Source organism: Psychrobacter alimentarius (assembly GCF_001606025.1).
In the GTDB taxonomy this organism is placed as follows: domain Bacteria; phylum Pseudomonadota; class Gammaproteobacteria; order Pseudomonadales; family Moraxellaceae; genus Psychrobacter; species Psychrobacter alimentarius.
This window is the reverse complement of the sequence record NZ_CP014945.1, coordinates 3,274,763-3,301,009: the sequence shown is the minus strand read 5'-3', so window position 1 is coordinate 3,301,009 and position 26,247 is coordinate 3,274,763. Positions and strand designations below refer to the sequence as shown.

The following is a 26,247-nucleotide window of genomic DNA, read 5'->3' as shown; positions in this document are numbered from 1 at the left end:
GTGGTCGTTTTTTTTTATGTTAATTCCCTTTTTATGAATAAATTTTTCGTAGTGCGCGTAGCGTATATTAATGATTGTTAAGAAATTATAAAGTCCAAAAGTGTGTTACATTAAAAACTGGAATGGCAACGATAGGGAAGGTGGCAATTATGGAAACTCTATGGATGATTGAACCGTGGCATTGGCTGGTACTGGGTTTTATATTGCTGATTATTGAGATGTTTGTGCCAACGTTTGCAAGCCTTTGGTTTGGGGCCGCTGCTATTATTGTGGCGGCGCTGACTTGGTTACTCCCTATTTCTATTTCTGTTCAAATCATGGTTTGGTTAGTACTGTCTGCTGTCTTTTTGGTGGTTTGGTTTAAGTTTGTGAAGCCGTTGTCAGTAGATCGCACCAAAGCCGGATTGGGTGGCAGTGTCATCGTTGGTGAAACAGGTATGATTGTCGTACAACCCCTACCTGATAGAGCAGGTGTCGTACGTTTTAGCGTACCGATTGTCGGCGCGGCGGAATGGATGTGCCGTACCACAGGAGAGACGATAGCAGTTGGTGAGCGGGTTGTGGTCACGGATATTGTGGGTAACGAGCTGGTTGTGAGTAGTATGAAATCGCAAGCTGTCATCAATAAAAACATGCACGTACAATAATAGGGGTGAGATATGGAAAGCTTTAGTATTGTCATGATCGTACTGGTTGCGCTGGTTGTGTTCACTATTTTTAAAGGGGTTCGAATCGTACCGCAAGGGTATAAATGGGTGGTACAGCGCTTGGGTAAATATAGCCAAACGTTAGAACCAGGGCTAAACCTGATTATTCCTTTTGTTGATGATGTGGCGTATAAAGTCACGACCAAAGACATCGTATTAGATATCCCGTCACAAGAAGTGATCACTCGAGACAACGTTGTGATTATCGCCAATGCGGTTGCCTATATTAATATTGTCCGTCCCGATAAAGCGGTCTATGGTATTGAAGATTATGAATACGGTATTCGTAATTTAGTACAAACCTCATTACGTTCAATCATCGGTGAAATGGATCTAGATAATGCCTTGTCTAGCCGAGATGAAATCAAGGCCAAGCTCAAACATGCCATCTCAGAAGACATCTCTGATTGGGGTATTACCCTAAAAACTGTAGAAATTCAGGACATCAACCCTTCTGATACTATGCAAACGGCGATGGAAGAGCAGGCAGCAGCAGAGCGCCAACGCCGTGCGATAGTGACTCGTGCCGATGGTCAAAAGCAAGCAGCTATCTTAGAAGCGGACGGCCGTCTAGAAGCCTCGCGCCGTGATGCAGAAGCGCAAGTGGTGCTTGCCAAAGGGTCTGAAGAGTCGATTCGCCTTATTACCAATGCGATGGGTGACGAAGAGATGCCGATTGTCTACTTATTGGGTGAGCAGTATATTAAAGCGATTCGTGAGTTGGCAGAATCTGACAATGCAAAAATGGTGGTGTTACCTGCCGATATTTTGAGTACGGTAAAAGGTATGGTCGGCGATAAGTTAAAAGTATAAATCAGATATAGTAATGCTAAAAAAAGACCTCACTTGAGGTCTTTTTTGTGGCTGATATAGTCAATCCAAAGTAAAAGTAGTACGTGAGATCGTAACGATCTACTGGTATAAATGCTTCTCGCTGGCTGTTCGCAAGCGTGACAGATGCTTCGAAAAATTCATCCCAGTAGATCTGAGCCATTTTTAAAATGGATTGGCTATAGTAGCTTAAACCTTCATTTTTCTAAATGACTTTCGAAAAACGTTTTTTGTGTGTTTTATCAAGATATTCATCAAATACCATGGCGACGTTGCGACCAAGTAGGCGACCTCTGGGTAAGACACGAATACCTGCGGCATCCATATCAATGAGGCGATCTGACTGCATCTCACCCAATTGTTGAATCTCATTAATAAAATAGGTAATCGCATCGATACCGAACTTTTGATTCACATCTTTGAAGTCTATATAGTCGTGACACAGCAAGTTCATAATGACGTATTCACGCAAGCGATCTTTAATTGAGGTTTTGATGTATTTGACCGCAGGCATGACCATAGGGTTGTTTTTTGCGGCATCAATGTTGGTCTGATAAGCGTCCAAGTCGGTATCGTTTTGTAGAATATAGCGAGTATTGGCATTGGCAATCTGGCTGATAGAGGACACGCCAAAACCGAGTAAGTCACAGTCGCCCATGATGGTATAACCCTGAAAATTACGATGTAACTTGCCTTCGCGCTGAGCCACTGACAGCTCATCATCAGGCTTGGCAAAATGGTCGATTCCAATGTACTGATAACCAGCTTCTGTCAGGGTATTGATGGTATTGCCAAGCATCGCAAGTTTGGCCGCTGGGTCTGACAAATCTGTGTCTTTAATTTGGCGCTGTGCTTTAAAGCGCTCAGGCAAATGCGCGTAATTAAACACGGACAAACGATCGGGTGACATCTCAATGATGCGGCGCACTGTACTGTCTAGCGTTTCTGGTGTCTGATGCGGCAGACCATAAATGAGATCGACATTGATGGAGTGAAAACCCAATTCGCGTGCCTCATTTAAAACATTTTCAATTAATTCCGCAGAATGTACCCGATTGACCGCAATTTGAACCGCCTCATCTAAATCTTGTACCCCCAAGCTGATCCGATTAAAACCAAGATTGCGTAGTACCTTTAGCGTGTCATCACTCAGCTCACGCGGGTCAATCTCAATGGAGTAATCACCTTCCTCTTCAGGCAAAAATTCAAACTGGGTCTGTAAAAATGTCCAAAGTTGAGTTATTTCTTCATCCCGTAAAAACGTGGGTGTACCACCGCCCAAATGCAGCTGCTTTACCAAAGGCTTGCGGCCATCCTCAGACGTAGATAATAAACGACGCTTATGTTTGATTTCAGCGATCAAATACTGCAAGTAATCACCTGAGTCACTATTTTTTTTGGTGATGATTTTATTGCAGGCGCAGTAGTAGCAAAGATGACGACAAAACGGAATGTGAAAATATAAGGACAAGGGCGCACGCGTTTCGCGATTTTGAAGTATTTTGGTCTCAAGTCCATCGGGAATAGGGGTGAACTCTAGAGCGGTTGGATAAGACGTATAGCGCGGCCCTGAACGGTTGTATTTATTGATAATCGTTTCATCGAAGGGGGGCAGTTGCTTAGTTGTGATACTGCCACGTGTACTGGCATAAGGGCTTTCCATTTGCACAACTGGGCGCGTGGTCGACGGTTGCTCTTCCGCACGATTGTAAGGTTGCGGGTCATTTCGTTCTGAGTGGTCTGTCATGCGGTATTCCTTGTTTTGACTCTAGGATGGTGACTTATATAGTCAGTGAAAAGTAATATCGATACATCATGCATGGCTGATATCAATTTTCTTGCTTGCTGCGTGTGCGAAGATAGAGGCTGCAAAAATTGATATGAGCCGTACCGTAGCGCTTTTATTGTTCTTTAACTATATATCATCAATGGCTACATACAGAGCAACCATTATAGCAAATCCTTATTTGCAGTGGGGTGGTCAGCGTGTGTCCTTCTTTATTAAGGATATTGTTTTCCTTGATTCAAAAAACCCCAGCGTTGAGCTGAGGTTTTTGTCTCTCGTTTGAATTTTTGCGACTGCTATTCTCTTAATTGAAGCGGGTTACCAACGGCTTTATTGTTGATTTCAGCCTTGCTAAAAGGCAGGCGAATCCAGTCTTTGGTTGAGTAGCGCTTTGTTTGATCGCGATGATAGGGTCGCGTGCTATCTGCTGATTGTGAGTAAGCCAGTAGGGCTTCTACAATAGGGCCTTGACTATCAAAGGTCACGGTCTGCATATAGGTTGGCCCTGTATTGATAGGTTTGTAAGTACCATCATCATTGAGACCTGGACCTTGAGCCACGTTGAACACGCCTTCACGTCCAAGTCCGCCGTGCATCGCAATTTTTGAATTGTTATTGCCCGCATCAATGACGTATTGCAAATCTGCCAAAGACGCATCAAGAGCGATGTTTTTAGTGTTGAAGAAAGCAATCGCATCGCCGAGCGCCTTACGTGTATTGTCATCAATAATAAGACCACGCGGCGTATTCACAGGATCATTAACGTCGAATTTTACGCTAAAGGCATTGTCAGTGGTTTCATCGAATTTGACCTTGCGCCAAAACTCTCTGAACACATGAGCGCCTTTACTATCAAGATTGTTACGGCGGTCCCAGTTGCCAAGGACAGAACACCCTTGAGTGGCGTCAATTGTACCACCACTGCTCAATGGCAACGCTGGGTTGGCTCGGCAGTCTGCCAATACATCATCGAGCACCAACTCGGCGACATAGCTACGGTTGCCATAGACGACGTCTTGCATATTATCTAGGTTAAAGGTATTGCCACCAAGGTTGTCTTTATTACTTAAGCGGTCAGCTATCTGAGTTAATCCCATGCGAGTACGCATCAATAAAGGTACCCCATTGACAGGATTTGGCCCTAAGAAAGGTACTAGATGACGACGCAACAAAGGTGAGAAGCCAGTCAATGGCTGCTTAGGGTTGCTTAGCCAGTAGCTATCATTTGAGTTGGCCACATAATCATCGCGTATCAAGAAAGGCAAGTTTGAACGGCCAAAAATACCAGCTTGCGGTGAGTCGGCATCATTGCCCCATTCACAGTCAGCGGTACTACCATTGAGCGCTGGCAAGTCTGAAGCAATCAATGCGCCAAGGAATGGACCCGCATTGGCGCTGCATGCCTCTAGCTGTTGCTTTGTGACGTGCGGTACGGTTGAGATATCTGCATACAAGGCTTTGCCATAGCGGTCAGTAGCAATGGTATTGACAAACCCAAGGCCAAGCGTATCCTGCATTCTATCGACCAAATCCTCCACACTTTTTGCTTGGTTCATACTGCGCCATTGATTGAGTGCGCGTGGGTTTTCAGATGCGGCATCACGAATGGTGAAGGCCAGATTATTGGCGCCCCATGTGGGCAGTTGGCTATTAAGTAAATTGGCGGCAAGCATCGGCCCATACTGCGACAGATAGATAGGACGAACCAATGTCTGATTGTTTGGCAGCGGGATGGTGACAGGCACTTGTTCGATATCGCGCTGCTCAAAGACACCCTCACTGTTTTTATAATTGTATTTCATTGGATTCCCATTGACCAAACTAAGCTGGTAAAGGGTAAACCGCTTGGCGGTAGAAACAGTATGGCTCCATGCCACGTCTTTATTAAAGCCAATATTGGGGAAGGGCTGTCCTTGTTGTGCAACACCCATGACATCAAGCTCGCCTGGCATGGTTAAATGAAACTCATAAAAACGCTGCACGCCCTCCCATGGTTCATGAGGGTTGCCATATAGCACACCGCTGTCAGTGCCTGTGACTTCACTACCAAACGCATAAGCGTTACTACCGCCATTCATCACATTAATTGTAGACATATCGAACTCAACGTCTGGCTCTGGGCCAACGGTACGCATTCGACTGCTGCTCATGACGGCATCTTGATTGGGAGGCGCTGCTGCGACGATTGGACCGACAAAGTTAGATAAGCCGCCGCGTAGGTTGGCTTTGCCATAGAGTGCTAGTAAGTCGTCAATGGTGATTTCACGTACCCAGTCAGCCCCTGCGCAATCAGGATCAATATTATCAACCCCTTTGTCACGTAGGTATCGGCTATAACCGGCTGCATAACCTGTGACGGCGTCGACTACTTGTTTGTCTTGTGCGGCCAAGAAGGTCGCACGTCTTTCGGGAGAGTTATACCAAGTATAAAAAACATCGCTTGCCACGTTGCCTTGATCGCCCAGATACAACATGCTTTGACCTTTGGCAACGACGATTTCACGTGCGAGCGAACAGATATTGTCTTCGGCAAAGGCATAACCTACGCCATAGCCCAGTCCTTTGTAATCACTGGCCGTAATATGGGGTATACCAAATTCAGTCCGCTGTATATCTGCTGAGTAAGTTTGTTGAGGAGGAGTCGAGTTGTTATCGTCGTCATCTCCAAAACAACCAGACAGTCCTATTGAGACCGCCACTGTAATAAACGCGAGTCTAGGCACGCGCCGATTAAGCACTTGAATGCTCATAAGCTTATCCATCCATGGTTAAGTAGGGTTGTATAAAGCTGCAGAAAAACAGCCATCATTGAGCTTTATATGATCAATAAAATCCTTTTATTGCCCATTTATCATATAACAATTTTTGATATCTATGCCAGTAAATAAATCGAACCTTAAGACACGACATTTGCGCACTAATCCATAATACTTTATCATCATCCTCTACCTACATTAGGAAGCCATCATGTCGTTTGCTCAAGTTTATACCCGTTCAGTCGTCGGTTTGCATGCACCCAAAGTCATCATTGAGGTACATTTATCACAAGGCTTGCCAGCCCTGACCATCGTTGGCCTGCCTGAAGCGGCGGTACGAGAAAGTAAAGATCGCGTGCGTTCTGCGATTCTTAATTCTGGTTTTCAGTTTCCCAATCGGCGTCTAACGATCAATCTGGCACCCGCTGACTTGCCTAAAGATGGTGCTCGTTTGGATTTGCCCATTGCGATAGGTATATTGGCGGCAAGCGGACAGTTAGCACCAGACGTGCTATCAGGGTTTGAGTTTATCGGTGAGTTGGCACTCAATGGCGAGTTGAGACAAGTGACGGGTAGCCTAGCAGTTGCACGTGCGATCAAAGCGGAAGGATTGGCGCTCAAGATGTCGCAACAAGCAGTCGAAGACAAAGAAAAAGCGCTGAGCGCGGCACTACCTACATTGCAAGCGACCCCGCACCTCATTGTACCGAGCCACAATGGTGCTGAGGCTAGTCGAGTCGACGGCATAACCATACTTGCTGCGCCCAGCTTAAAAGACGTTTGTGACCATTTACGGTCTTTGTCAGGTGTTACCGATTTGGATAAGCAATTGCAGGTGGTGCAGCCAAGTCCCGCGCCGCAGCAAGTCGGCTATCAAGTAGATTTAGCCGATGTGAAAGGACAGCATCATGCGAGGCGTGCGCTAGAGATTGCAGCAGCAGGCGGGCATTCATTACTCTTCACGGGGCCGCCCGGTTCAGGCAAAACATTAATGGCTTCACGACTACCGACCATCTTGCCAGATTTGAGTCCTGAGGATGCGTTAGAAGTTGCCAGCACATATTCGGTTGCCGATAGTAATTATGATTATGGCACGCGACCTTTTAGACAAGTGCATCACACCATATCAGCAGTGGCATTGGTTGGTGGTGGTTCACGTCCCAAACCTGGCGAGATTACACTCGCCAACAAAGGCGTTTTGTTCCTCGATGAATTGCCAGAATTTGATCGTACGGTATTAGAAGTATTGCGCCAACCGTTAGAAGCCAAGCAAATCACTATTAGTCGTGCTAACTCACAAATGACGTTTCCAGCCAATTTTCAATTGGTAGCGGCGATGAATCCGTGCCCGTGTGGTTACGATGGTGATACCTCAGGGCGCTGTCGTTGTCGGCCAGAACAGATCAGGCGCTATCAAGATAAGTTGTCAGGTCCGCTACTGGACCGCATTGATTTGCATATCACGGTGCCAGCGCTACCGATTGCAGATTTGCAAAATTCTCAAGCAGGAGAGACTTCCAAGCAGGTGCGTGCTCGGGTCGCGACGGCTTATGAGTATCAATTGAAGCGGCAGCAGAAAGTGAATAATGAGCTTAGCCCTAGTGAGATTGATCAATACATCCAGTTAGGAGAGAGTGAACAGCAATTATTACAACTCGCACAGCAGCGCCTAAACTTGTCCGCGCGCGGCTATCATCGTGTACTACGAGTGGCAAGGACGATTGCCGATCTTGCAGCAAGTATTGATATTACCAGCGCGCATGTGTCAGAAGCACTCAGCTATCGTGGTAAATAATAACCACCATTTGAGAGCTGGTATTTATAGTGCGATTTTTTATCAATTAAGCGTTAGTTTGCATAATCCACTCAACCAAATCGGCAAAATGATCAAACGCTGCGGTCGGGTTTAACTCGCGGATATCTTGCCCATAATTATAACCATAAGACAGACCAAGCGTGTCCATATTGGCGTTTTGACCCGCCAAGATGTCGTTTTTAGAATCGCCAATCATAATCGCTTGGTCAGGAATAATCCCCAGTTGAGTACAGACGTGCAATAGAGGCGCTGAATCTGGTTTTTTGGTAGGCAGACTATCACCGCCCATCACTTCACTAAACAGGTCTTGCCAGCCAAAGGTCTGCAGTATTTTTGGGACAAAACGAATGGGCTTATTGGTTACCAAAGCAAGCGTGTAACCCGCGGCATGCAGTTTTTTTAGGCCGCTATCGACATCAGGATAGGCGATGGTTTTGCTACCACCAATCTTAGTATACGCCTCAAAAAATAGTTGCTCGGCATGATCGGCTTCCTCGACCGTTAGATCGCCTTCTGCCACGTCTACTTTGCCAACCAAAGCGCGTTCAACGAGTAGACGCGAGCCGTTCCCTATCCAATTGCGTATCGTGTCGATAGGGTAGGTATCTTTGCCAAGTGTGGTCAACATCGCGTTGGTCGCATCGGCCAAATCGGGTACACTATCGATCAAGGTGCCATCAAAGTCAAAAATCAAAAGTTTTTTATTGTCTATTGTCATTATTGGTTGTCCAAGGATAAGGATTTTTAAATAAAATGGTGATTGCTCATTAGCGTAACACAATAAATTGTTCAATCGTTGCCACATCTGTTTATAGCTGACTATTATCAAATTTTTTAATTTTCGAAGTGTTGTAGATTATTTAATAATAGGTTGCATGTTTATTCGCTATCTTTATAAAGGTTTTCATTTGAGTGATTGGTGTTGACGTCCTTTTAAGCCATTCAACCTTATATCTCGCGTTTTTGTTTCTCTCACAAGCGCAACCACTGTCCATCACAGTCACAATCTCACAAAAATGAGGATTTCAGTCATGAGTACATTGGTGTTTGTTGCCGTGATTGGCGCAGCTGTGTTGCACGCTGCTTGGAACGCTTTAGTCAAAAGTGGCTCTGATAAACAAGTGAGTATGGGCGCCGTTGTTCTGGGTCATATGCCCATTGCATTGTTAGTTCTATTCTTTGTCCCAATGCCAGCTTTCGAAAGTATGCCATATCTAGCAGCGGGTATCTTGCTTCATTTCGGCTATCAGTTGTTTCTGCTAAAGTCTTATGAAACCGGGGATTTAACCCAAGTCTATCCCATTGCCCGTGGGTCAGCACCGTTGATTGTCGCCCTATTTTCTGTGACCATGTTAGGTGTTCACCTCGATCTCATACAGACACTGGCTATTCTCATTATAGGTGGCGGTATTATCAGTCTGGCTTTGGTCAGACAAGCAGATGGACAAAAAAACAATCAGGCCGCGCTACTTGCATTAACAACAGGCTTGTTCATTGCCAGTTATTCTTTGATTGATGGTTTAGGCGCTCGCATCTCAGGCACGTCGTTAGGATTTTTTAGCTGTCTGGCGATTGGTAATGGCTTTCTGATGGGTATTTACTTATCGCTCAGCGCACAAACGGCTCTAAAAACCATAGCAACAAAAGGCCGCAGTGTATTCCTATTCGGCGGTAGCGCGTCTTTTATCGCTTATGCCATTGTCACATGGGCGTTTACCCAAGCCCCTATCGCACTAGTCACAGCTTTACGAGAAACCAGCATCGTTTTTGCTTTATTAATCGGTGTTTTCTTCCTCAAAGAGCGGCTTAATCTGGTAAAAGTACTTTCAACCTTCACAACCTTAGTAGGTGCTGTGTTGCTACGTTTTGCCAAATAGGAAATAGGCGTTTACTCAATGTCTTTATAGCGCTCGCGATGGGCTTTTTTCATTTTTAAATAGTCTTTATTCTCACGGCATTCGTCCCATTTCGCTTTAAAAATACGTGCTGATTCTGCCTTGATTGGGTCTTCTACTTGCCGCGGCAGCTCGTCGCGTCCATGCGCACCGCTTTGACCTTTTTTATCATCAGGTACGGGGCCTTTGTATTTTTTACCACCTTTATGATTAGCATAACGACGCGCACGGGTATAACCCATTTGAATAAATTTACGCGCCATGTCCGCACCGACAAAATCATCCGCTGCCAGATAATCCAAAAACATCTGATAGATCGTCTCACTGCTCTCTTTGGCAATGTCAGGCGTGGCAAAGCGCCAGTGTGGCAGTATTTCAGACTTATAAGGCTCAACCAACAAGACGCCTTGCTCGCCGCGCCCGACTCGATACAGCTCAGGCTGCGCCCGTAAATTTAAATGCTTATAATCCAAATCGTAATCAAACTCTCTCATCACATCACCTGCTAAGACTATGGATATTTAGTATACTGAGCCAAGCGGTTGAAAAAACAGGCCAAAAATGTTGTACAGCTGTGACAGTTTGAGCGTGATTTGCAGACGAGTTGTTATATAGTCGACTCTAAATAAAACAGAACCATTATAGGCCAACGCTGAACTAGAATGAATTTTTCTTGCTTGCTGTGCCTACGCACACAGAGGCTGCAAAAAAATCATTCTAGTCAAGCTGACTCGTTTTTAGATTGAACTCACTATAAAATACGGCAAGCGTGCCAGCGCAATCAATCATCAGGATTCCATCTATCATGAATAACATACTGACCCTTTGCTCATCTTTTATGAGGTCGTCAAAAATTGGCATCACCATGTCGGCAATGTTGACGGTAGGGACTTTAGCGACGCCAGTTGCCCATAGTGCGTGGTTCGAAAACTTAGTACCGCAAGGCGAGACCTACACAGTCAGAGAGATTGACCGTGATTTGGCGTTTGTCATTGATGGGTTTATTTATGATGCTCGTACTTCTTGCTTCCTATCTGTGGGTGATCGAGTGGTGTTTTTTGAAGGGCGTCACGGCATTGATTACCGCGCAACGATTTATGATTTGGACTCACGCGAGCGCTGTGAGGTCTTGTTGCGAAGACGCTTGTCGTAAGCAGTCCTGTTTAAAATATTGTAGACATAAAAAAAGCCCCAAACATCGCTGTTCGGGGCTTTTTAGAATCTAGTAACGAATGGTGGCTCGAGGCAGGATCGAACTGCCGACACACGGATTTTCAATCCGTTGCTCTACCTACTGAGCTATCGAGCCGTCTTCGTTGAGGACGCTATTAAACTAAATATACGAGCCACTGTCAAGCTATTTCTGCATTATATATGATAAAAGATCATAAATAATTTGATTTGGTCAAAATCAATGGCTTTTATGCCTCATTCAGCCTTTAACTCGCAATAATTCGCACTCGCTCATAATGCGATGAATATCGGCATCGGCAGGGACGAATTCACGGACGCCTTTTTTGACCTCGGCATCATAGACCAGTTTGATGAACTTTGCGTCGATGGCGCGGTCACGGTTTTGAGGATGGACCGTTAGGTATTGCAAACGTTTGGCATCGGTTTGTCCATCGTCGAAACAAGCAACGGCGGCGATCGGTTTATCATTGAACATACCGACGTAGAGATATTGCCCGCGTTTAAAGCCTTGCTCAACGAGGCTTAAGACTTCTTCGCCAGTAGGCTGCGCATCATCACTGTCATATAAGGCGTGCAGACGCTCTGATAGCTCATTCTCGCGGGCAGGCTTTTTAATCAGGGGCGTATTCAAGCTATTGATGGCAATCGCTTCTAAAGGCATGTGAATTCCTATAAACAGACCGTTTTTATAAGCCGATACAGCGCGGCATGATAGAGTCGGTGATGATTGATTAAGTTTCGGTGATGATTGATTAAATTAAAGTCACTATTTTAGCAGAATGACACAAATTTGTGCGTGGTTTGACGCTTGGTCGTGGCGGTAAATGTTAGGGTTTGCTATGATGAAGCTAAATAATACGTCGTACGTACAAACCCTAATATATTGATATTATTTGTATATATCATTTTTTGCTGGTGCTGATCGAAGCACTAACGGCGAGGTAATATACAGTAATGGGCGATATTTTGTCCTATTTATAATTGACCGCTTTTCACTGATAAAAAACGGATAGAGAATAGCCATGACAGCCAATGCAACTGAGCAAAATCAAGCAACAAACCTAAATTTATATGGTCGCCCTGAGCGTATCGCAACAGTGGAACGCAATACTGCCGAAACGCAAATCACTTGTACCGTCAACCTTGATGGAACGGGTAAAGGCGTGGTAGACACGGGTGTGCCATTTTTGGATCATATGATCGATCAAATTAAGCGTCACGGTTTGTTTGATTTGGACATCAAATGTACTGGCGATACCTTTATCGATGACCATCATAGTGTCGAAGACACGGGCATCACGCTTGGACAAGCCTTTAACAAAGCACTTGGCGATAAAAAAGGCATTCGCCGTTATGGGCATTTTTATGCGCCATTAGATGAGTCGCTCACCCGTGCCGTTGTGGATCTTTCAGGTCGCCCAGGTCTGCATATGGACATCCCATTCACGCGCTCGCACGTCGGCCGTTTCGATGTTGATTTGTTTAGCGAGTTCTTTTATGGCTTCGTCAACCACTCATGGATGACGGTGCATTTGGACAATCTTAAAGGCAAAAACAGCCATCATCAGATCGAATCAACTTTTAAAGCGTTTGCACGTGCGCTACGTATGGCTTGTGAGTATGATGAGCGCGCGCTCAATACCCTGCCATCGACTAAAGAGGCGTTTTAATGACCAAAGTAGCATTATTAGATTATGGCATGGGTAACCTGCACTCTGTGAGCAAGGCGCTATCCAATGTCGGTGCTGACGTTACGATCACCAACGACCCAAAAGTCGTGGCAGCAGCAGACAAGATCGTCTTCCCAGGTGTCGGTGCCATGCGTGACTGTATCGCTGGCATGTGTGATGCAGGCATTGATGACGTCGTACGGCAGGCAATATTTAACAAGCCTGTGATGGCCATCTGCGTCGGTATGCAAGCGTTATTTGAGCAATCTACTGAAAACGGCGGCACCGCTTGTCTTGATATTTTAAAAGGCCAAGTAAAAGCGTTCGATCCGACGTGGACAGATGAGCAAGGCGCAACCATCAAAGTACCACATATGGGTTGGAATACCATCAGCGGTATGGATTTTGACCATCCACTGTGGCAGGGTATCGAAGACAATGCGCATTTTTACTTTGTACACAGCTATTATTGCGAGCCTAGCGACAGCGCGCAAGTGGCGGCGGTATGTGATTATGGTCAACCGTTTTGTGCCAGTGTGATTCAAGATAACTTGTTTGCGACTCAGTTTCATCCAGAAAAAAGCCATACCGATGGCTTGCAGTTATTAAAGAATTTTGTAGAGTGGAATGTGTAAATAGACGATCAACGCGAGTGGACGATTTAATTTAGCAAAAGGTAGATTATCACTTGTATAATCTACCTTTTTTACTGTCTACTACTGTCATTCTTCACAATTCATTTTTAGTTATGGTCAACATACTATAAAAACGCTACGGTACTGCTGATATCAATTTTTTGTAGCCTCTGTATGCATAGGCACAGCCAGCAAGAAAAATGAATATCAGCAGAGCGTTGTGTATCGATATTATGTTTTACTGACTATATTATTGTTTAGTGATACGCTCAATTATTTTCTGCTCGCTTATATTTGGAATATCTCAGTGGATTTTACCGATTTTAAACTCAATGTTGTTGAAACAACTGGCCTTGCCAAAGACGCTTTACATATCTATGTTGGCGTCGGTATTTATCTGCTTTGTCTGATGGTGCTACGTCCTATCATCAAAAGCCAAGGTATTCGATCATTTATAGCTTTAATTATCGTGACTGGCATTGCGCTTTTGGGCGAGTATTTGGACAATCGAGAAACGATTGAATCGCTAGGTTTGGCAGGCTTAAGCCGCGAACAGCTGATCGCAAGTATTCGTGATTTGATCAATACGTGCCTGCTGTCATACGTGCTTTTTGCGCTGAATAAGTGGACGACTGTCTTTCGACCCACCAATAAACCCATGTCATTGACCAGACGCCATAAAAAAACGGACTATTAAGCAGTCCGTTTTTTACTGTTTAAATGGCAGGTATGGTTACTTGCTTTGAGCCTCATCATACAATGCGCGCACCACCTCACCAATCACTTTAATACCATCTGTTAGCGTCTGCTCATCCGCCGCGATACTCATACGAATACATTCGTGCGCGTGTTGGTAATCGCTGATATCCACACCAGGGAAAAAATACTCACTTGGTACAATCAAGGTGCCTTTTTCTTTTAGGCGCTCGTACAGATCAAGCGTACTAATCGGTAAGTCTTTAAACCATAACCAAAAGAATATCGCGCCTTCAGGTTTATGAATCATGAGCGGATAATCGCCCAATGCGTCTTTTAATAGCTTCACCGCGAGTTTTGCCTGCTTTTGATAAAATGGCTTAATCTCATTATCAGACAACTGCTTGATACGATCGTTTGCAACCAGTGGTGTGGCAATCGCCGCACCAAAGCGTGTCGGCGCTAGGTTCACCACGGCATTCATCGCGCTGACGGCTTCGATCACCTTCGCATCAGCCACGATAATACCCGTACGCATACCCGGTAAGCCAATCTTCGACAGGCTAAAGCAAAGGATCGTGTTGTTATCCCATGTCAAGTGCGCATCAGAGTAAATGATATTGGGGAAGGGCATGCCATAGGCGTTATCAATGATTAGCGGAATGTCATAACGTTTGGCAATCTCGGCCAGATGCGCCATTTCGTCATCGGTCAGCACGTTGCCTGTCGGGTTGGTCGGGCGTGAGCAGCAAATCGCGCCGATACGACCTTCTTTTAGCGCTGGTAGGTTCTCTAACGCCTCAAAATCCACACGATATTTAAAGAAGCCTTCTTCGCCCTCGTGCGTCACTTCATCGATATGTGGTAATACGGCTGCGAAATGCTGACCTTCCACATGCACATCACTATAGCCAATATACTCAGGGGTCAATGGCAATAAAATAGACTTATCGACAGATTGGTTCTGCTCGTCAGTAAACGCACCACCAAATAAATTGAACAGATAGAAAAACGCATTTTGTGAGCCATTGGTCAGCGCGATGTTTTCTGAGGTCAGATTCCAATCATAATGACGATTAAAGAAGCCAACCAACGCATCGATAAAACCTGCATCCCCTTGTGGATTGGAGTAGTTCGCCATGCTAATAATGGCACTACTATTGGCTTCGCCCGTATCATTATCAACGCCCAGTGCTTTATACGTCTCCAAAAACAACTCATTAACGGCCTCAATTTTGGCAGGATTACCGCCACCCAGCATGTTGACCGGCTGATCGCTTTTTAGCGCATCGCCAAGATCATCCATTAATTGCGAGATGCCAGTAGACTGGGTAAATTTCTGACCGAACTTTGAGAACTTCATAAGGTTACCGTGAATGTTTAAGAAATTATGTGAGGGATAAAGTGGGCTAGTATAGCAAATGAGGGCTATAAAATAAGTAAAGTGCGTGGTGGATATTGACTTATATGTCTATACAGCTTATGAAGTAAAAAAAAGCCCTCTAGATGAGTAGAAGGCGTTTTGGTTTGAGGTTTTAGAGGATAAAGTTTTATAGCGGAAAGCTGTTTCGCGCTCATAGTTGGTAGTTTATGGGTACAGTATCTAAGTACAGGTGGGTTCCGACATTCGAGCGATCATTTCTGTGCAAGGCGCTTTAAGCGCCACACTCTACAAAGCTATCGTTTCAATCAGGACTAAACCGCTCTTTAAAGCGACTATTTTTAACTAAGTGAAGCTTTGCTAAGAGTCATGAATTAAGCTGTTAGTTTCAGACAGTTTATATTATTATATTATTAATATAAGTTGATCAGCAATTGCACCAGTTAATAAACTGGTGTTTTTTGTTATCACATTAAGGTTAGGACACGCTTATGAGAACACATGATTTGAAACAGCCACTGAATCCTACTGAAATCAGAGAGACTCTAAGAGAATGGGTAGATATCAAGTTTTCGCTTACTGAAAATGATATTCTAATTAATGAGCTAGGTTTTTATAACAAAGATAAAAACTCGTCTGTAGATAACTCTTATAGAGCAGACCTAGTTCTAGCTAATGGTCGCTTGGTTGGATTTGAGATTAAATCGGAAAAAGATTCGCTTAAACGCTGGGAGTTACAGAAAGAGGCATATACAAATGTCTTTGATGAAGTTTGGCTGTGTACTCACGGTAAACATTTAGAACAAGCGCTAGCGAGCACGCCTAAACATATTGGCATTATGCTAGTGGACAATACTAAATCTATAGCTATAGCCAGAGACGCAATAAAAAATCATGGTTTAAACAATGTTTATGATTTAATAGGGTTACTGTGGCGGGAAGAGATAAATGAACTATCTAAAATGTATGGTATACCCACAAAAACACGCGCAACTAAAAAAGAAGCACGTGAGAATTTAGCAAAAGAAATAAGTTTAAAAGAAGCTAGACAATTCACTCTAGAAAAATTAAAGCTTAGGAAAGCTTAATAATCTTCATCTTCATCTTCATCTTCATCTTCAGAGTTCTGTCCAGTCATATCTAGTAGGCTTTTATGATATTTATCGATAATAGCACTGATATGTTCATTTATTTTTAACTTATTCCAAAATGCTTGATTTCCAGCTTTATTACGTGTGCCATCTTCGATACTTTTTATAATTTTGTTGGCTTCACAAAACGTATCGCCATGATAACCATTCTGACTTCTTATTTTCTTTGCAACTTCTCTGAATTTATCATATTCACCTCCTTTGCCTTCTCTGAGTGTGTACCACTCAAGAGAGTCCTCTAATAGATAAGTACCATAAGGAATAGGACGAACTGCAAAGTCAAAATCGAATTTCTCAGTTGAAGGATCAGTTGCTGAGAAGTCTCCGTAAATAGCTTTGGTTTCGTTGGCTAAGAGCTTGTTAATATAAGTGTATTGCCAAATGGGGTCTAAGCATGGAAAATTATCACTTGTCCCTGAAGTAGGTCTAGAGTTTGGATAAGAAGTGCTTGAAAATACCACTAACGGGAATTTGTATTGATTTATAAATTGTAATGTTTGATTGAGAGAAATGGTGGAAATATCGCTTAAACTACTAATTTTACCTGCGTCTACAATCAATATAACTTTTTGAATTAAATCGTCGCTAAAAGCTGAGAGTAGTGTTGTAAGTAAATTCAAACTTGCTTGAAAGTCCTTTCTTATATCGAGTCTAAATGCAACCTTATCGAAATTATTTACTAATTTCAAAGAGTGTTGCATTATATCTCTAAGATTAGTTGAGTCGGTTTCATTAACTAGAGGTATGACTTGATATTGATTTTTACTAGAGAAAAAACTGTATTGTTCAGAAAAATATTGTTTTGAGTTGTTTAATAATTGATTAAGTTCGCAGTCTAAATCCAGAGCATATTTTGATACTTCCAAGAAAAAAGGTCTATCCTTTCCCCATTTAACTAAGAAGCCATTAAGACAGTCTTCGTTCTTACCTGTTACGATCAAACGAGGTATTATTAAGTCTTTAACACTATCATTGAGCATACTAACTGCACCTAAATTATATACGCTCGTCCTTAGAGCTGGAACATAAACAAAATCTTTTAAAATCATAAAATTATCCTCTATTAAAATAATTAATATTAATGAACACTAGTCTATTAATAGGGGTTTTATTGCTTATAGTCAAGTAAATTTTAATTGTAAGTACAAACTATTTTTATGTGTCTATACTTAATGTGAGCTGGGAGATAGTACAGAATTAAAAAAACCCCTATTAAGGGGTTTTTCTATATGAAGCCAAAATCCAATACGTCTAAATCATCGCCCGTACCCTAGCCATAATCCCGCGTCCAATCACCAATCTCACATAAATCACGGCAATCGCAAGCAATAAACCAATCAATGCCGCACCGCCAATACCTAGGCTCATCCACGGTACACTAAATTGTAGATTAAACCATTGCGTGATGGCCGCCCATGCGCCCACGTTTGCGATAATGACTGCGAACACCGCCGCGCTGATACCCAGCACACTCAGCTCTAAGATGTTGAGCAGATACAAGTCGCGCTTTTGCATACCAAGCAATCGGAACGATGCGCTCTCCTTCATGCGATCTTGCGAGGTCGATAGCAACGAGCTAATCAACACCATCACGCCGGTCAGTAGAGCGAGTAGGGTAAACACATAGACCAAGCGGCTCATTTGTACTACCAGCTCTTGGATTTGTTGCGCGATAGCCGTTCCATTGATAGTCGTGACCGCTGGGAACTCGCGTACCAGCTTGCCTTGTATGTTTGGAATCTCATCGGCAGGGACATGCGCGGTGGCAAACTGAATCTGCGGTGCTGCTGCCAATACCGATGGTTCAAATAAGAAGTAGAAAAACGGACTGGGGCCTTGCTCAAAACGCGAGCGAATACTGGTAATCTGCCCGACGATCTCAATCCCTTGAATATTAAAACGCACCTGATCACCCATACCGACATTGAGCAGGTCAGCTGCGGTGTCCAAAACGGACATAGGTACGACGGCTTGATCAGGGTTTTGCTCGTTCTGCGTATCCACAGGTGCATACAGCTGCTCGTCTTCTATCGCGTCAACGATGTATTCGGTGTCCATGACTATATCGGCGTAGCTTAAATTAAAGACACGCGTGGGATCATCAAAGCCATCCGCAGGCTCAATCTCTTGTACGGGCACCTCATTGGCAGTGACCACGCGCGAACGAATCACCGGATAGTAGCTCACAGGCGCACCGATCAATCTATCGATCTCGTCATGTTGGTCGCTTTGAATATCAAGCAAAAACAAATTGGGCGCATCTTCGGGATACGCATTGATAAACTGCGCATTGATACTGTGATTGAGCGTGGTAATCAGGGTCAAAACCGCAACCGATAGTGATAAGGTCACAAAAAACAGCGCAGACTGATTGCCTTTACGCGCAAGGTTATGAATCGCAATACGATGCATCCAGCCAATATCTGAGCGTTTAGCAAGCTTGGCAAGTAGCCATAACCAACCGCGCGCCAATGCCCAAAATACCGCCACAAAAGCAATTAACCCTATTAGCAGCTGCGCGCCCAATAACCATGAACCGACTTCATAGGCAAAAAACGCATACAGCCCAGCCAGCATGACTCCGTACCACAGTAAGGGCACGCGTCGATACCACGGCAAGTTTTGTGAAGGCGAGCCAGTGCCTTGATTGAGCAAGGTAGCAGGTTTGGTCGTATTAAGGGTACTCAAGCCACGTTGAGCAATTAGTAAAGTCAGCACCAAGGCAATGACGGTGGTCTTAATCGCACTGATGGGATTAATGGCAAGGCCCACGTCTGGCGGCAAAATAGCCACGAGATACGGCTGACCCACTTTAAGCAGACCAAAACTAAGAGCGACCGCAGCGATACAAGCGATGATAGAGGTGACGACCAATAGCTGATAGTAGCTGCGTTTGACTGAGCTAAGCGCCTCACCCAACGCCAAACGAATCGCATTATTGGATTGCTGCTTAGTTACAAACGCTGTAATGACGCCATACATCGCAACTGCTGACAATAACAGCACGGCAATGACGAGTAGTTTTAAAAACATCAAGACATTATCAGAGATACGTGAGACAGAGGTATCCGCCGAATCAGCATCAGACAGCTCAATATCAGGATAATTGCTCAGTATTTGCGTAAAGGTATCACGCTGCTGGGCGATCAATTCAGGCGCGCCTGCCAGCTCAATACGATAATTGACGCGGCTACGCTGACCTAATAGATTGGTAGCGGCTAGCGCATCTTGCTGCATCAAAACACGACCACCAAAGCCAAAGGCGGTCAATGGACGATCAGGCTCTTTGGTCAGCACATCACTGATGGTAAATTGCGCATCACCAATGGTGACTGTATCACCGATACGAGCATTTAGGCTGCTGAGCACTTCAGGCGCGACCACGACGCTATCCGAGGTCAATTGCTGCCACAAATCATTCCCTGAAGCCAGCTCTACTTTGCCATAAAGCGGATAATTGGGCGACACCGCTTTGACGCGGGCAAGTAACGTCTGCTCATCGGTCACCACCATCGCACTAAATTGATAATCAAACACCTTTTGGCTATCAGCGATGGTGTCTACTTGCGTCAACACCTCACTTGGCCAGTCTTGCTGACTGTTCAATACCAAATCACCACCAACGAGCGCCCGCTGATTGTCATTGACATAGCTGTCAACCGACTGCTGGATGGAGTCGAGAGTCAAATAAGTGGCAAGCGATAGCGTGAGCGTCAATAAAAACAGCACCGGATAGACCCAGCGTTGCCACCAGCTACGACTTAAGGCTTTTGAGCCCAAATGACGCGCAAATATTCGGCTGATGAGAGACTCAGAGTTGTTAGTAGTCAGGGTGCTGTTCAAGGACGACTTATCAGTTGAGATTTTGGTCATTAAGATACAATCCGTCCATCATGCATGGTAATGACACGATCTGCCATTGCTGCCAGTGCTGGGTCATGTGTTACGACCACCAGTGCCGAGCCAACCTGTTGGCGTAAGTCCAATAGCAGCTGCATGACTTGATTGGCATTTTGCTCATCTAAGTTGCCTGTTGGTTCATCCGCAAACACAATCTTAGGATGCGACACCAACGCCCGTGCAACTGCCGTACGCTGCTGCTCACCGCCTGATAACTGATTGGGCAGACTGTCACGTCTGTGTCCTAAGTCAACCGCCTCAATCAGCTCGTTCACACGCGCTTGATTCGGACGTCTTGCAATATCGAGTGGAAAAGCAATGTTCTCCGCCACTGTCAAGGTTGGCAATAGATGGAACGATTGAAACACAAAGCCCATGTCGCGTTGACGAATGACAGCGAGCGCATCTTCATCCAGATCGCTTAACATGTGATCTGCCAGTTCTACTGAGCCACTATCGGGATAATCGAGCGTGGCGAGTAACCCTAGTAGCGTTGACTTGCCAGAGCCAGATTTACCCATGATGACCACGAACTCACCGGCATTGATATAGATGTCGACTTCTTTGATAATGGACAGTGTTTGTTCGCCCACTTGTACCGTCTTGGTGAGTTTTGAGGCATTGAGCAAGATGTTTGAACGAGAAGCGCTAGCTGCACTGGATAATGTCATTACAGGGCCTCTGTTGGCATAAGTTTGGGTGCTGGCTCAGGGTCATCGGCGACCGTAGTGGCAGCCACATCGTCAGATTTAAATGTCTCAAGCTTGGGCGCTAAGATAGGCAAAATATTGTCATCAACGATGATGGTATAACCTTCTTTGGTTGGATGAATGGCATCAGCTTGGTTCAGCGCAGGGTCACCGCCCACACCTTCTAAGAAAAAAGGAATAAGCGTGACATTCATATCTTTAGCGACGCGAGGATAAATGGCGGCAAACGATTTGACATAATCAGAGCCAAGGTTGTCATAAATCTGCATACCGCCCAAAATCACTTCACTGCCGTTGTCTTGCAGGCGCTTCACAGCAGTACGAATGTTGGCCTCAACCGTCGCCACGTCAATACCACGAATTGCATCGTTGGCACCAATGGTCAAAATTGTGACATCTGGCTTAGTCTGCAATACCCAATCCAAGCGATTGACCAAGCCCGTACTGGTTTCCCCGCTCAGACCTGAGTTAATCACTTTGGCATTTTTATAGCCTTGTTCATGCAGGCGCGCTTCTAACTGCGCAGGGTAGTTGTCGTCATTAGCAACGCCAAGCCCTTCGGTCAAAGAGTCGCCAAGCGCTAATATGGTTAATGGCGCTTGCTGCTGCTCGATTGATGAGGCTGTTTGTTGAGTTTGAGGCATTGCCTCAGACGTTTGCGTACTGGCAGTCTGATTGGTAGTATTTTGACTGTCATCCGTCATGTCAGTTTCGGGTTCTTGTTGACAACCACTCATGACCATAGCGAGGGTCAAAATAGCCACGGCGGGTAAGTAACGAGTAAAGCGAGAGGATACATTCATAGTAATGGTTCTGTTCTATAGTCAATAAAACCAGTGTAGCAAAATAAGACAGCCACCAATATTATCCTAAGGTTACTTTATCTCCTTTAAAGCATTACATTTTTTCGCCATCAACCATTACAGGACGACTGACCATCCAAGCGATGACAACGTTGACAACCATTAATATCAGCATAATAAAAAGCGGTACATCCCAATTGCCCGTGGCTTCATGTAGCCAGCCAGTTCCTAATGGACCAAAAAACGCAATCAAGTAACCGACCGATTGTGCCATACCCGACAGCTCGCTAGATTGATTGGTCGTATAAGTGCGCAAAGAAAACAAAATCATGCTCAAGGTAAAAATCGCTGAGCAACCAATGCCCATCAGACCTGACCACAACCAAGCCAGATCAGTCGATAAATAACTGACGCCCAGTACGCCTATCACGTTCAATACTGCCGCGAGCACGGCCAATGCTTGAATAGGGCGCCCGCGATTAATCAACCACGTCAAACTCAAAATCGATATCGGTGCCATAAACTGAAACACCGAATTCATTTGTCCTGCTTGAACCGCAGGCAAGCCCTTACTCAACCAAATGGATGGCAAAAAACTGGCAACGGTATAAAACAATAGCGACTGCAAACCCATAAACACGGCGATCTGCCACGCAAAAGGCGTGCGCCACATTGAAATATCTGAATGTCCAGCCGTTGGTATATCCGCTGCCTGATGACTGGATGAACCAAGACGTAAACGCAAAAATATCCAAATAACGATGGCAAAGATGCCGAGCAGCGACCAGCCTCCTAATGCCCATTGCCAGCCCACTTTCTCAGACAATGGCAATACCACGCCTGCTACTATGCCTGCGGTCACCGTCATGACAAGACTGAATAGACCTGTGATTAGGGGAATGTGTTTGGGTGTACGTTGCTTGATAACCGGCGCCGCTAATGTATTGGCAAACCCGATCGCGAGCGTTAGCATCAAGGTGCCAACCAAAAATCCAATCCAAGTGGGGAACACCGTTCGGATGATCATACCGACGGTTAACAGCCCAATCATCACAATGAGCGTATTCTCAAGCCCGAATCGTTTGCCAATAGAGGGCGAGATAAGGGCACCGATGGCAAAAGTGAGCATCGGCACAGCGCCCAGCCAGCCAATTTGTGTCTCAGAAATATCGAGTGCCGCTTGGACGACTGGCGCAATAGAGCCAAGCGCAACGATAGGCGCACGCATATTGGTGGCCAATAAAATCATGGCACACAATACTAGCCAAAAAGTAAAGCGCTTCGATGGCGTGAGTGATGGCTTAAATGCGGAGGTAGGAGATAAGTGAGAGTTGGGTGGCAAACCAGAGGTAGACATAGCAATACGCCTATTATGAGTATAAAAAAAAGACACGTCATTACACAGCGTCGAAAAATCGCCGCTTGCAAACAACACTAAAGAAAACACACCAAGACGGTGACCGACATCGCAAACTAGAACAAGAAGTTACTAGTACAACATAAGATAGATAAGCTTACTACTTTAGATGGTGAGACAAGGTAGCATCATGTACGAGTAGGGATTCTCGTCGATAATGGCTTTGAGAAGTCACCTATAAATATCCAATGGCACAAAGAAAAATAGCGCCAGCCCTTTTAAAGGACTAGACGCTATTATAAGAACAAATGTAAAGTAAAAGCTACCAGCGTACCAGAATAAATCAAAGGTTTATACGGATTTTCCTAGTTGAGCGGCTTTCAAGGCATGCTCTTGTTGTTCAGCAATAAGAGAGTCACACTTGTTGGGATCATTACCACAAAATGAGCAATTTTCATCCCCCATAAGTTTAGCAACGCCCCCGCAAGACCCTCTCAGAGGCTTCTTTTTAACCATATAACCAATGCCCATAAAGACAAAGAATAAAATAAACACCGAAAAGGTGATGGCAAGCATGGGAAGCAATTGACTAAGCATAGAGGAAACCTCAATTTTTAAAGATAGGGCAGTCGTTTTTTATGTTAACTACTTAATAGTATAGCAAATTTTGTGCGATTCGTTGTTGCTAATCGTGTACTCAACGTGAGTCACCAAAAGCTAGGGCTTTTTATCGGCACGTAAGGCCTGCATGGCAGGGGTTTGCACGACTTGCCAATCGTCAACACTGTCATGTGTCCCATCCATTTCGACGCCATCAGCCAATACCACAAACATCGCAGCCAAATTTTTATCTTTAGCAAGCGCTAGTGCTTTTTCATAAGGCATGGCCGTTAGAGCTGTTGCCCAAGCGTCTGCCAGTGCCACTGACTTTGCAGCAACCGTTACTGAAGGTGCGCCGCCAGCAATTGGCTCGCCAGTCGTAGGATCAATGGTATGGGTATAGCGTCTTCCATCAAAGATGACAGAGTTACGATAGTTGCCCGAAGTCGCCAAATGCATCTGATTGTCGGTATTGATTGGCTGGCGAATGGCGGATATCGTTTGGCGCTCGCTCACAGTACTGTCTTTGATAGGGGCGTCTATCGCGATTTGCCATGGTTGCTTTTGGTTATTGACACCAGAGGTCGCAATTTCACCACCAATTTCGACCATATAATTGCGAATCTGGTAGTTATCTTTGAGTACATCAGCAATCACATCGACACCATAACCTTTAGCGACGGCTGAGAAGTCAAGACCGATACCATCTTTGACTTTATGGATCGTTTTATCCTGTTGTATAACGCCTTCAAAATCGACTAAAGCTTTCGCTTGAGCAATCTCTAAAGCCGTTGGTGGACTTTGCAGGCGCTCAACTGTCATGGTGCTACCAAATCCCCAAGTGTCTACCAATGGCATGACCGTAGGATCAAATGCACCGCCCGATTGCTTATATACGATGCGGGATACATCGAGCACACGATCAAAATCTGTGTCAATAGTGATGGGGGTGTCTTTGGCTGCACGGTTAAATGTAGAGATGGTTGAGTCTGCTTGATAAGTAGACATGCTGTCGTTGATTTCCTGCAAACGCTTATCTATGTCTGCTTGTATGGCAGCTTCATCCGCATCATCAGGAAGCTCATAACTGATGTGATAGCTGGTACCCATCGTCTCACCGCTCAGATAGTTATATTCTGGCGATTGCTGGCAAGCACTGAGACTCAAGGCACTGGTAAGACCGATGACACTATACAAAGTAGCGCACGTCGTTTTGGTAGAAGATAAAGCATGCATGGATGAAGCGAAGAATGTAGTTTTCATAAGTTCGTTGCTATAGCGGAAAGTGAATGTGGCTTTGGATAATAAGCGATACCTATTTTACACCCCGTACCGCCCATAAAGCCAATATCAATAAAATTAAGCAAACAATATAGTACTAAAGACATCATTCATGGCATCGTCTGGTCGTTTATCATTTTACCTTTGATTCACGGATAAGCTTATACAGCCTAGGCGGTGATACTCGATTTACCTTGGTGGCAAGCTTTTCTTTCGCCCCTGCGATGATAATGTATTCTTCCCCTTTTGTGAGTGCTTTGACAGCTTGTTTGGCGAATGCCGCCGCTGTTAATCCTTTACTGGTCGCCTCATCCATCGTACCTTGCCGGCTTCCATCACCTGTGAGGGCGTTAATAGACACATTGGTTTGAATAAATCCAGGAAATATCGTTGCGACCTCTATTCCTTGATCATGCAATTCGGCACGTAAACTGTTGGCCCACATATGAATGGCAGCTTTGGCAGCACCGTACGCACCGCGATATTGAGTTCCTAATAGCCCTGCGACGCTAGAGATCATGACTATTTTGCCACCACCTTGTGCCATCATGTCTGGTAATACCAATCTGGTTAGACGTGTTTGCGCAAAGTAATCTATCTCCATAATTTGTCGTTCCACTTCTTCCGAAGTGTCCACGATAAGAGAGCGTTGACTCACGCCAGCGTTATTGATTAGCCAATCAATGCTACCCGTGTGAGCCTTAGCCAGGTTGTAAGCTTCTTTTGCTTGCTCAGCATCACTAAGATCAAAAGGCACGACCAGATGTTTTTTAGTATGTTTGCAGCGTTGTTTTACTGCTGCTAATTTATCATGATCGCGTCCACTCAATATCATGGTTGCACCGCGTTTAGCAAATGCAATGACTAAAGCTTCACCGATACCGCTAGAAGCACCTGTTATCCATATGGTCAGTTCTTTATATTTGGTTGTCATAAGTGTCCCTTCTTATTGGTTAAGTCATCAATCATATAGGATAGATAACGCAACCTACCATTTCAATTTGTAGTACTAACGGCTAAGCGTATTTCTTATAATCGATTTATTTTAAAAATTGTAAGATGCTACTGGTATAAAGTG

The 26,247-nt window shown here is 44.7% G+C and carries 23 protein-coding genes and 1 tRNA gene; 9 read left to right on the top strand and 15 right to left on the bottom strand.

The genetic code is table 11. The features are described 5' to 3' along the window. The first annotated feature begins 149 nt into the window (after positions 1–149). Positions 150–647, top strand: coding sequence for an NfeD family protein (locus A3K91_RS13675; RefSeq protein ID WP_208855351.1), 498 nt, complete (start codon positions 150–152; stop codon positions 645–647). Positions 648–659: 12 nt separating this feature from the next. Then, entirely contained in the window at positions 660–1,520 is an 861-nt protein-coding gene (locus tag A3K91_RS13670; RefSeq protein WP_062845748.1) for an SPFH domain-containing protein, read from the top strand. Between the two features lie 223 nt (positions 1,521–1,743). On the opposite strand, the gene hemN is transcribed toward A3K91_RS13670, so the two are convergent. Then, positions 1,744–3,201 carry an oxygen-independent coproporphyrinogen III oxidase gene (gene hemN, locus A3K91_RS13665; RefSeq protein WP_228139959.1) on the bottom strand — a complete coding sequence of 486 codons (1,458 nt, stop codon included), beginning with the start codon at positions 3,199–3,201 and terminating at the stop codon, positions 1,744–1,746. Between the two features lie 419 nt (positions 3,202–3,620). Beyond that, a complete protein-coding gene (locus A3K91_RS13660; protein WP_062845746.1) occupies positions 3,621–6,074 on the bottom strand; it encodes a penicillin acylase family protein in 2,454 nt (817 codons plus the stop codon). A gap of 217 nt (positions 6,075–6,291) precedes the next feature. On the opposite strand from A3K91_RS13660, the gene A3K91_RS13655 reads away from it, so the two are divergent. After that, positions 6,292–7,875: a YifB family Mg chelatase-like AAA ATPase gene (locus A3K91_RS13655; protein ID WP_062845745.1), complete on the top strand. Its 1,584-nt coding sequence runs from the start codon at positions 6,292–6,294 to the stop codon at positions 7,873–7,875. Positions 7,876–7,921: 46 nt separating this feature from the next. Here A3K91_RS13655 and A3K91_RS13650 read toward each other — a convergent pair whose 3' ends face one another. Then, the gene (locus A3K91_RS13650; RefSeq protein ID WP_062845744.1) at positions 7,922–8,614 is read right to left on the bottom strand and encodes a phosphoglycolate phosphatase; all 693 of its coding nucleotides are present in this window, start codon (positions 8,612–8,614) and stop codon (positions 7,922–7,924) included. Positions 8,615–8,927: 313 nt separating this feature from the next. Between A3K91_RS13650 and A3K91_RS13645 the strand changes: the two genes are divergently transcribed. Further along, positions 8,928–9,773: a DMT family transporter gene (locus A3K91_RS13645; protein WP_062845743.1), complete on the top strand. Its 846-nt coding sequence runs from the start codon at positions 8,928–8,930 to the stop codon at positions 9,771–9,773. Between the two features lie 11 nt (positions 9,774–9,784). Here the strand turns inward: A3K91_RS13645 and A3K91_RS13640 are convergent, their stop codons facing one another. Next, the gene (locus tag A3K91_RS13640; protein WP_062845742.1) at positions 9,785–10,285 is read right to left on the bottom strand and encodes a DUF4385 domain-containing protein; all 501 of its coding nucleotides are present in this window, start codon (positions 10,283–10,285) and stop codon (positions 9,785–9,787) included. A gap of 311 nt (positions 10,286–10,596) precedes the next feature. On the opposite strand from A3K91_RS13640, the gene A3K91_RS13635 reads away from it, so the two are divergent. Then, positions 10,597–10,944, top strand: a complete 348-nt coding sequence (locus tag A3K91_RS13635) for a hypothetical protein (protein WP_136139170.1) — start codon at positions 10,597–10,599, stop codon at positions 10,942–10,944. A gap of 80 nt (positions 10,945–11,024) precedes the next feature. Here the strand turns inward: A3K91_RS13635 and A3K91_RS13630 are convergent. Then, positions 11,025–11,100, bottom strand: a tRNA-Phe gene (locus A3K91_RS13630). A gap of 123 nt (positions 11,101–11,223) precedes the next feature. Continuing rightward, positions 11,224–11,646, bottom strand: a complete 423-nt coding sequence (locus A3K91_RS13625; protein WP_062845740.1) for a hypothetical protein — start codon at positions 11,644–11,646, stop codon at positions 11,224–11,226. Positions 11,647–12,007: 361 nt separating this feature from the next. Between A3K91_RS13625 and hisB the strand changes: the two genes are divergently transcribed. From hisB to A3K91_RS13610, 3 genes are all read left to right on the top strand, one after another. After that, positions 12,008–12,655: an imidazoleglycerol-phosphate dehydratase HisB gene (hisB, locus tag A3K91_RS13620; RefSeq protein ID WP_062845739.1), complete on the top strand. Its 648-nt coding sequence runs from the start codon at positions 12,008–12,010 to the stop codon at positions 12,653–12,655. After that, positions 12,655–13,290 carry an imidazole glycerol phosphate synthase subunit HisH gene (gene hisH / locus A3K91_RS13615; protein ID WP_062845738.1) on the top strand — a complete coding sequence of 212 codons (636 nt, stop codon included), beginning with the start codon at positions 12,655–12,657 and terminating at the stop codon, positions 13,288–13,290. Before hisB ends, hisH begins: the two co-directional genes overlap by 1 nt. 307 nt (positions 13,291–13,597) lie before the next feature. Then, positions 13,598–13,987: a hypothetical protein gene (locus A3K91_RS13610; RefSeq protein ID WP_062846032.1), complete on the top strand. Its 390-nt coding sequence runs from the start codon at positions 13,598–13,600 to the stop codon at positions 13,985–13,987. A gap of 36 nt (positions 13,988–14,023) precedes the next feature. Here A3K91_RS13610 and A3K91_RS13605 read toward each other — a convergent pair whose 3' ends face one another. Next, positions 14,024–15,349 (bottom strand): valine--pyruvate transaminase, encoded by a 1,326-nt coding sequence (locus tag A3K91_RS13605; RefSeq protein WP_062845737.1) that lies wholly within the window; start codon positions 15,347–15,349, stop codon positions 14,024–14,026. 509 nt (positions 15,350–15,858) lie between these two features. Between A3K91_RS13605 and A3K91_RS13600 the strand changes: the two genes are divergently transcribed. Continuing rightward, the gene (locus A3K91_RS13600; RefSeq protein WP_062845736.1) at positions 15,859–16,455 is read left to right on the top strand and encodes a sce7726 family protein; all 597 of its coding nucleotides are present in this window, start codon (positions 15,859–15,861) and stop codon (positions 16,453–16,455) included. On the opposite strand, the gene A3K91_RS13595 is transcribed toward A3K91_RS13600, so the two are convergent. From A3K91_RS13595 to A3K91_RS13560, 8 genes are all read right to left on the bottom strand, one after another. Further along, positions 16,452–17,567, bottom strand: a complete 1,116-nt coding sequence (locus A3K91_RS13595) for a beta family protein (RefSeq protein ID WP_062845735.1) — start codon at positions 17,565–17,567, stop codon at positions 16,452–16,454. The two genes, A3K91_RS13600 and A3K91_RS13595, sit on opposite strands and share 4 nt — an antisense overlap. A 202-nt stretch (positions 17,568–17,769) precedes the next feature. Further along, positions 17,770–20,391, bottom strand: a complete 2,622-nt coding sequence (locus A3K91_RS13590) for an ABC transporter permease (protein ID WP_084387364.1) — start codon at positions 20,389–20,391, stop codon at positions 17,770–17,772. Beyond that, positions 20,391–21,089: an ABC transporter ATP-binding protein gene (locus tag A3K91_RS13585; RefSeq protein ID WP_062845734.1), complete on the bottom strand. Its 699-nt coding sequence runs from the start codon at positions 21,087–21,089 to the stop codon at positions 20,391–20,393. The genes A3K91_RS13590 and A3K91_RS13585 overlap by 1 nt, the downstream gene beginning before the upstream one ends. Continuing rightward, positions 21,089–21,931: an arylesterase gene (locus tag A3K91_RS13580; protein WP_062845733.1), complete on the bottom strand. Its 843-nt coding sequence runs from the start codon at positions 21,929–21,931 to the stop codon at positions 21,089–21,091. The genes A3K91_RS13585 and A3K91_RS13580 overlap by 1 nt, the downstream gene beginning before the upstream one ends. A 94-nt stretch (positions 21,932–22,025) precedes the next feature. Next, complete coding sequence (locus tag A3K91_RS13575) at positions 22,026–23,288, bottom strand: MFS transporter (RefSeq protein ID WP_062845732.1); 1,263 nt, start codon at positions 23,286–23,288, stop codon at positions 22,026–22,028. Between the two features lie 351 nt (positions 23,289–23,639). Next, positions 23,640–23,885, bottom strand: coding sequence for a (Na+)-NQR maturation NqrM (nqrM, locus tag A3K91_RS13570; protein WP_062845731.1), 246 nt, complete (start codon positions 23,883–23,885; stop codon positions 23,640–23,642). Positions 23,886–24,005: 120 nt separating this feature from the next. After that, the gene (locus A3K91_RS13565) at positions 24,006–25,124 is read right to left on the bottom strand and encodes an FAD:protein FMN transferase (protein WP_062846030.1); all 1,119 of its coding nucleotides are present in this window, start codon (positions 25,122–25,124) and stop codon (positions 24,006–24,008) included. A 178-nt stretch (positions 25,125–25,302) separates the two neighbouring features. Continuing rightward, positions 25,303–26,103 (bottom strand): SDR family NAD(P)-dependent oxidoreductase, encoded by an 801-nt coding sequence (locus A3K91_RS13560; RefSeq protein ID WP_062845730.1) that lies wholly within the window; start codon positions 26,101–26,103, stop codon positions 25,303–25,305. Positions 26,104–26,247 lie beyond the last annotated feature (144 nt).

Excerpts from the sequence above, each read along its gene's own strand:
- A3K91_RS13675 (WP_208855351.1), top strand. The coding sequence starts at position 150 with ATGGAAACTCTATGGATGATTGAACCGTGGCATTGGCTGGTACTGGGT.
- A3K91_RS13670 (WP_062845748.1), top strand. The coding sequence starts at position 660 with ATGGAAAGCTTTAGTATTGTCATGATCGTACTGGTTGCGCTGGTTGTG.
- hemN (WP_228139959.1), bottom strand. The coding sequence starts at position 3,201 with ATGGAAAGCCCTTATGCCAGTACACGTGGCAGTATCACAACTAAGCAA.
- A3K91_RS13660 (WP_062845746.1), bottom strand. The coding sequence starts at position 6,074 with ATGAGCATTCAAGTGCTTAATCGGCGCGTGCCTAGACTCGCGTTTATT.
- A3K91_RS13655 (WP_062845745.1), top strand. The coding sequence starts at position 6,292 with ATGTCGTTTGCTCAAGTTTATACCCGTTCAGTCGTCGGTTTGCATGCA.
- A3K91_RS13650 (WP_062845744.1), bottom strand. The coding sequence starts at position 8,614 with ATGACAATAGACAATAAAAAACTTTTGATTTTTGACTTTGATGGCACC.
- A3K91_RS13645 (WP_062845743.1), top strand. The coding sequence starts at position 8,928 with ATGAGTACATTGGTGTTTGTTGCCGTGATTGGCGCAGCTGTGTTGCAC.
- A3K91_RS13640 (WP_062845742.1), bottom strand. The coding sequence starts at position 10,285 with ATGAGAGAGTTTGATTACGATTTGGATTATAAGCATTTAAATTTACGG.
- A3K91_RS13635 (WP_136139170.1), top strand. The coding sequence starts at position 10,597 with ATGAATAACATACTGACCCTTTGCTCATCTTTTATGAGGTCGTCAAAA.
- A3K91_RS13625 (WP_062845740.1), bottom strand. The coding sequence starts at position 11,646 with ATGCCTTTAGAAGCGATTGCCATCAATAGCTTGAATACGCCCCTGATT.
- hisB (WP_062845739.1), top strand. The coding sequence starts at position 12,008 with ATGACAGCCAATGCAACTGAGCAAAATCAAGCAACAAACCTAAATTTA.
- hisH (WP_062845738.1), top strand. The coding sequence starts at position 12,655 with ATGACCAAAGTAGCATTATTAGATTATGGCATGGGTAACCTGCACTCT.
- A3K91_RS13605 (WP_062845737.1), bottom strand. The coding sequence starts at position 15,349 with ATGAAGTTCTCAAAGTTCGGTCAGAAATTTACCCAGTCTACTGGCATC.
- A3K91_RS13600 (WP_062845736.1), top strand. The coding sequence starts at position 15,859 with ATGAGAACACATGATTTGAAACAGCCACTGAATCCTACTGAAATCAGA.
- A3K91_RS13595 (WP_062845735.1), bottom strand. The coding sequence starts at position 17,567 with ATGATTTTAAAAGATTTTGTTTATGTTCCAGCTCTAAGGACGAGCGTA.
- A3K91_RS13590 (WP_084387364.1), bottom strand. The coding sequence starts at position 20,391 with ATGACCAAAATCTCAACTGATAAGTCGTCCTTGAACAGCACCCTGACT.
- A3K91_RS13585 (WP_062845734.1), bottom strand. The coding sequence starts at position 21,089 with ATGACATTATCCAGTGCAGCTAGCGCTTCTCGTTCAAACATCTTGCTC.
- A3K91_RS13580 (WP_062845733.1), bottom strand. The coding sequence starts at position 21,931 with ATGAATGTATCCTCTCGCTTTACTCGTTACTTACCCGCCGTGGCTATT.
- A3K91_RS13575 (WP_062845732.1), bottom strand. The coding sequence starts at position 23,288 with ATGTCTACCTCTGGTTTGCCACCCAACTCTCACTTATCTCCTACCTCC.
- nqrM (WP_062845731.1), bottom strand. The coding sequence starts at position 23,885 with ATGCTTAGTCAATTGCTTCCCATGCTTGCCATCACCTTTTCGGTGTTT.
- A3K91_RS13565 (WP_062846030.1), bottom strand. The coding sequence starts at position 25,124 with ATGCATGCTTTATCTTCTACCAAAACGACGTGCGCTACTTTGTATAGT.
- A3K91_RS13560 (WP_062845730.1), bottom strand. The coding sequence starts at position 26,103 with ATGACAACCAAATATAAAGAACTGACCATATGGATAACAGGTGCTTCT.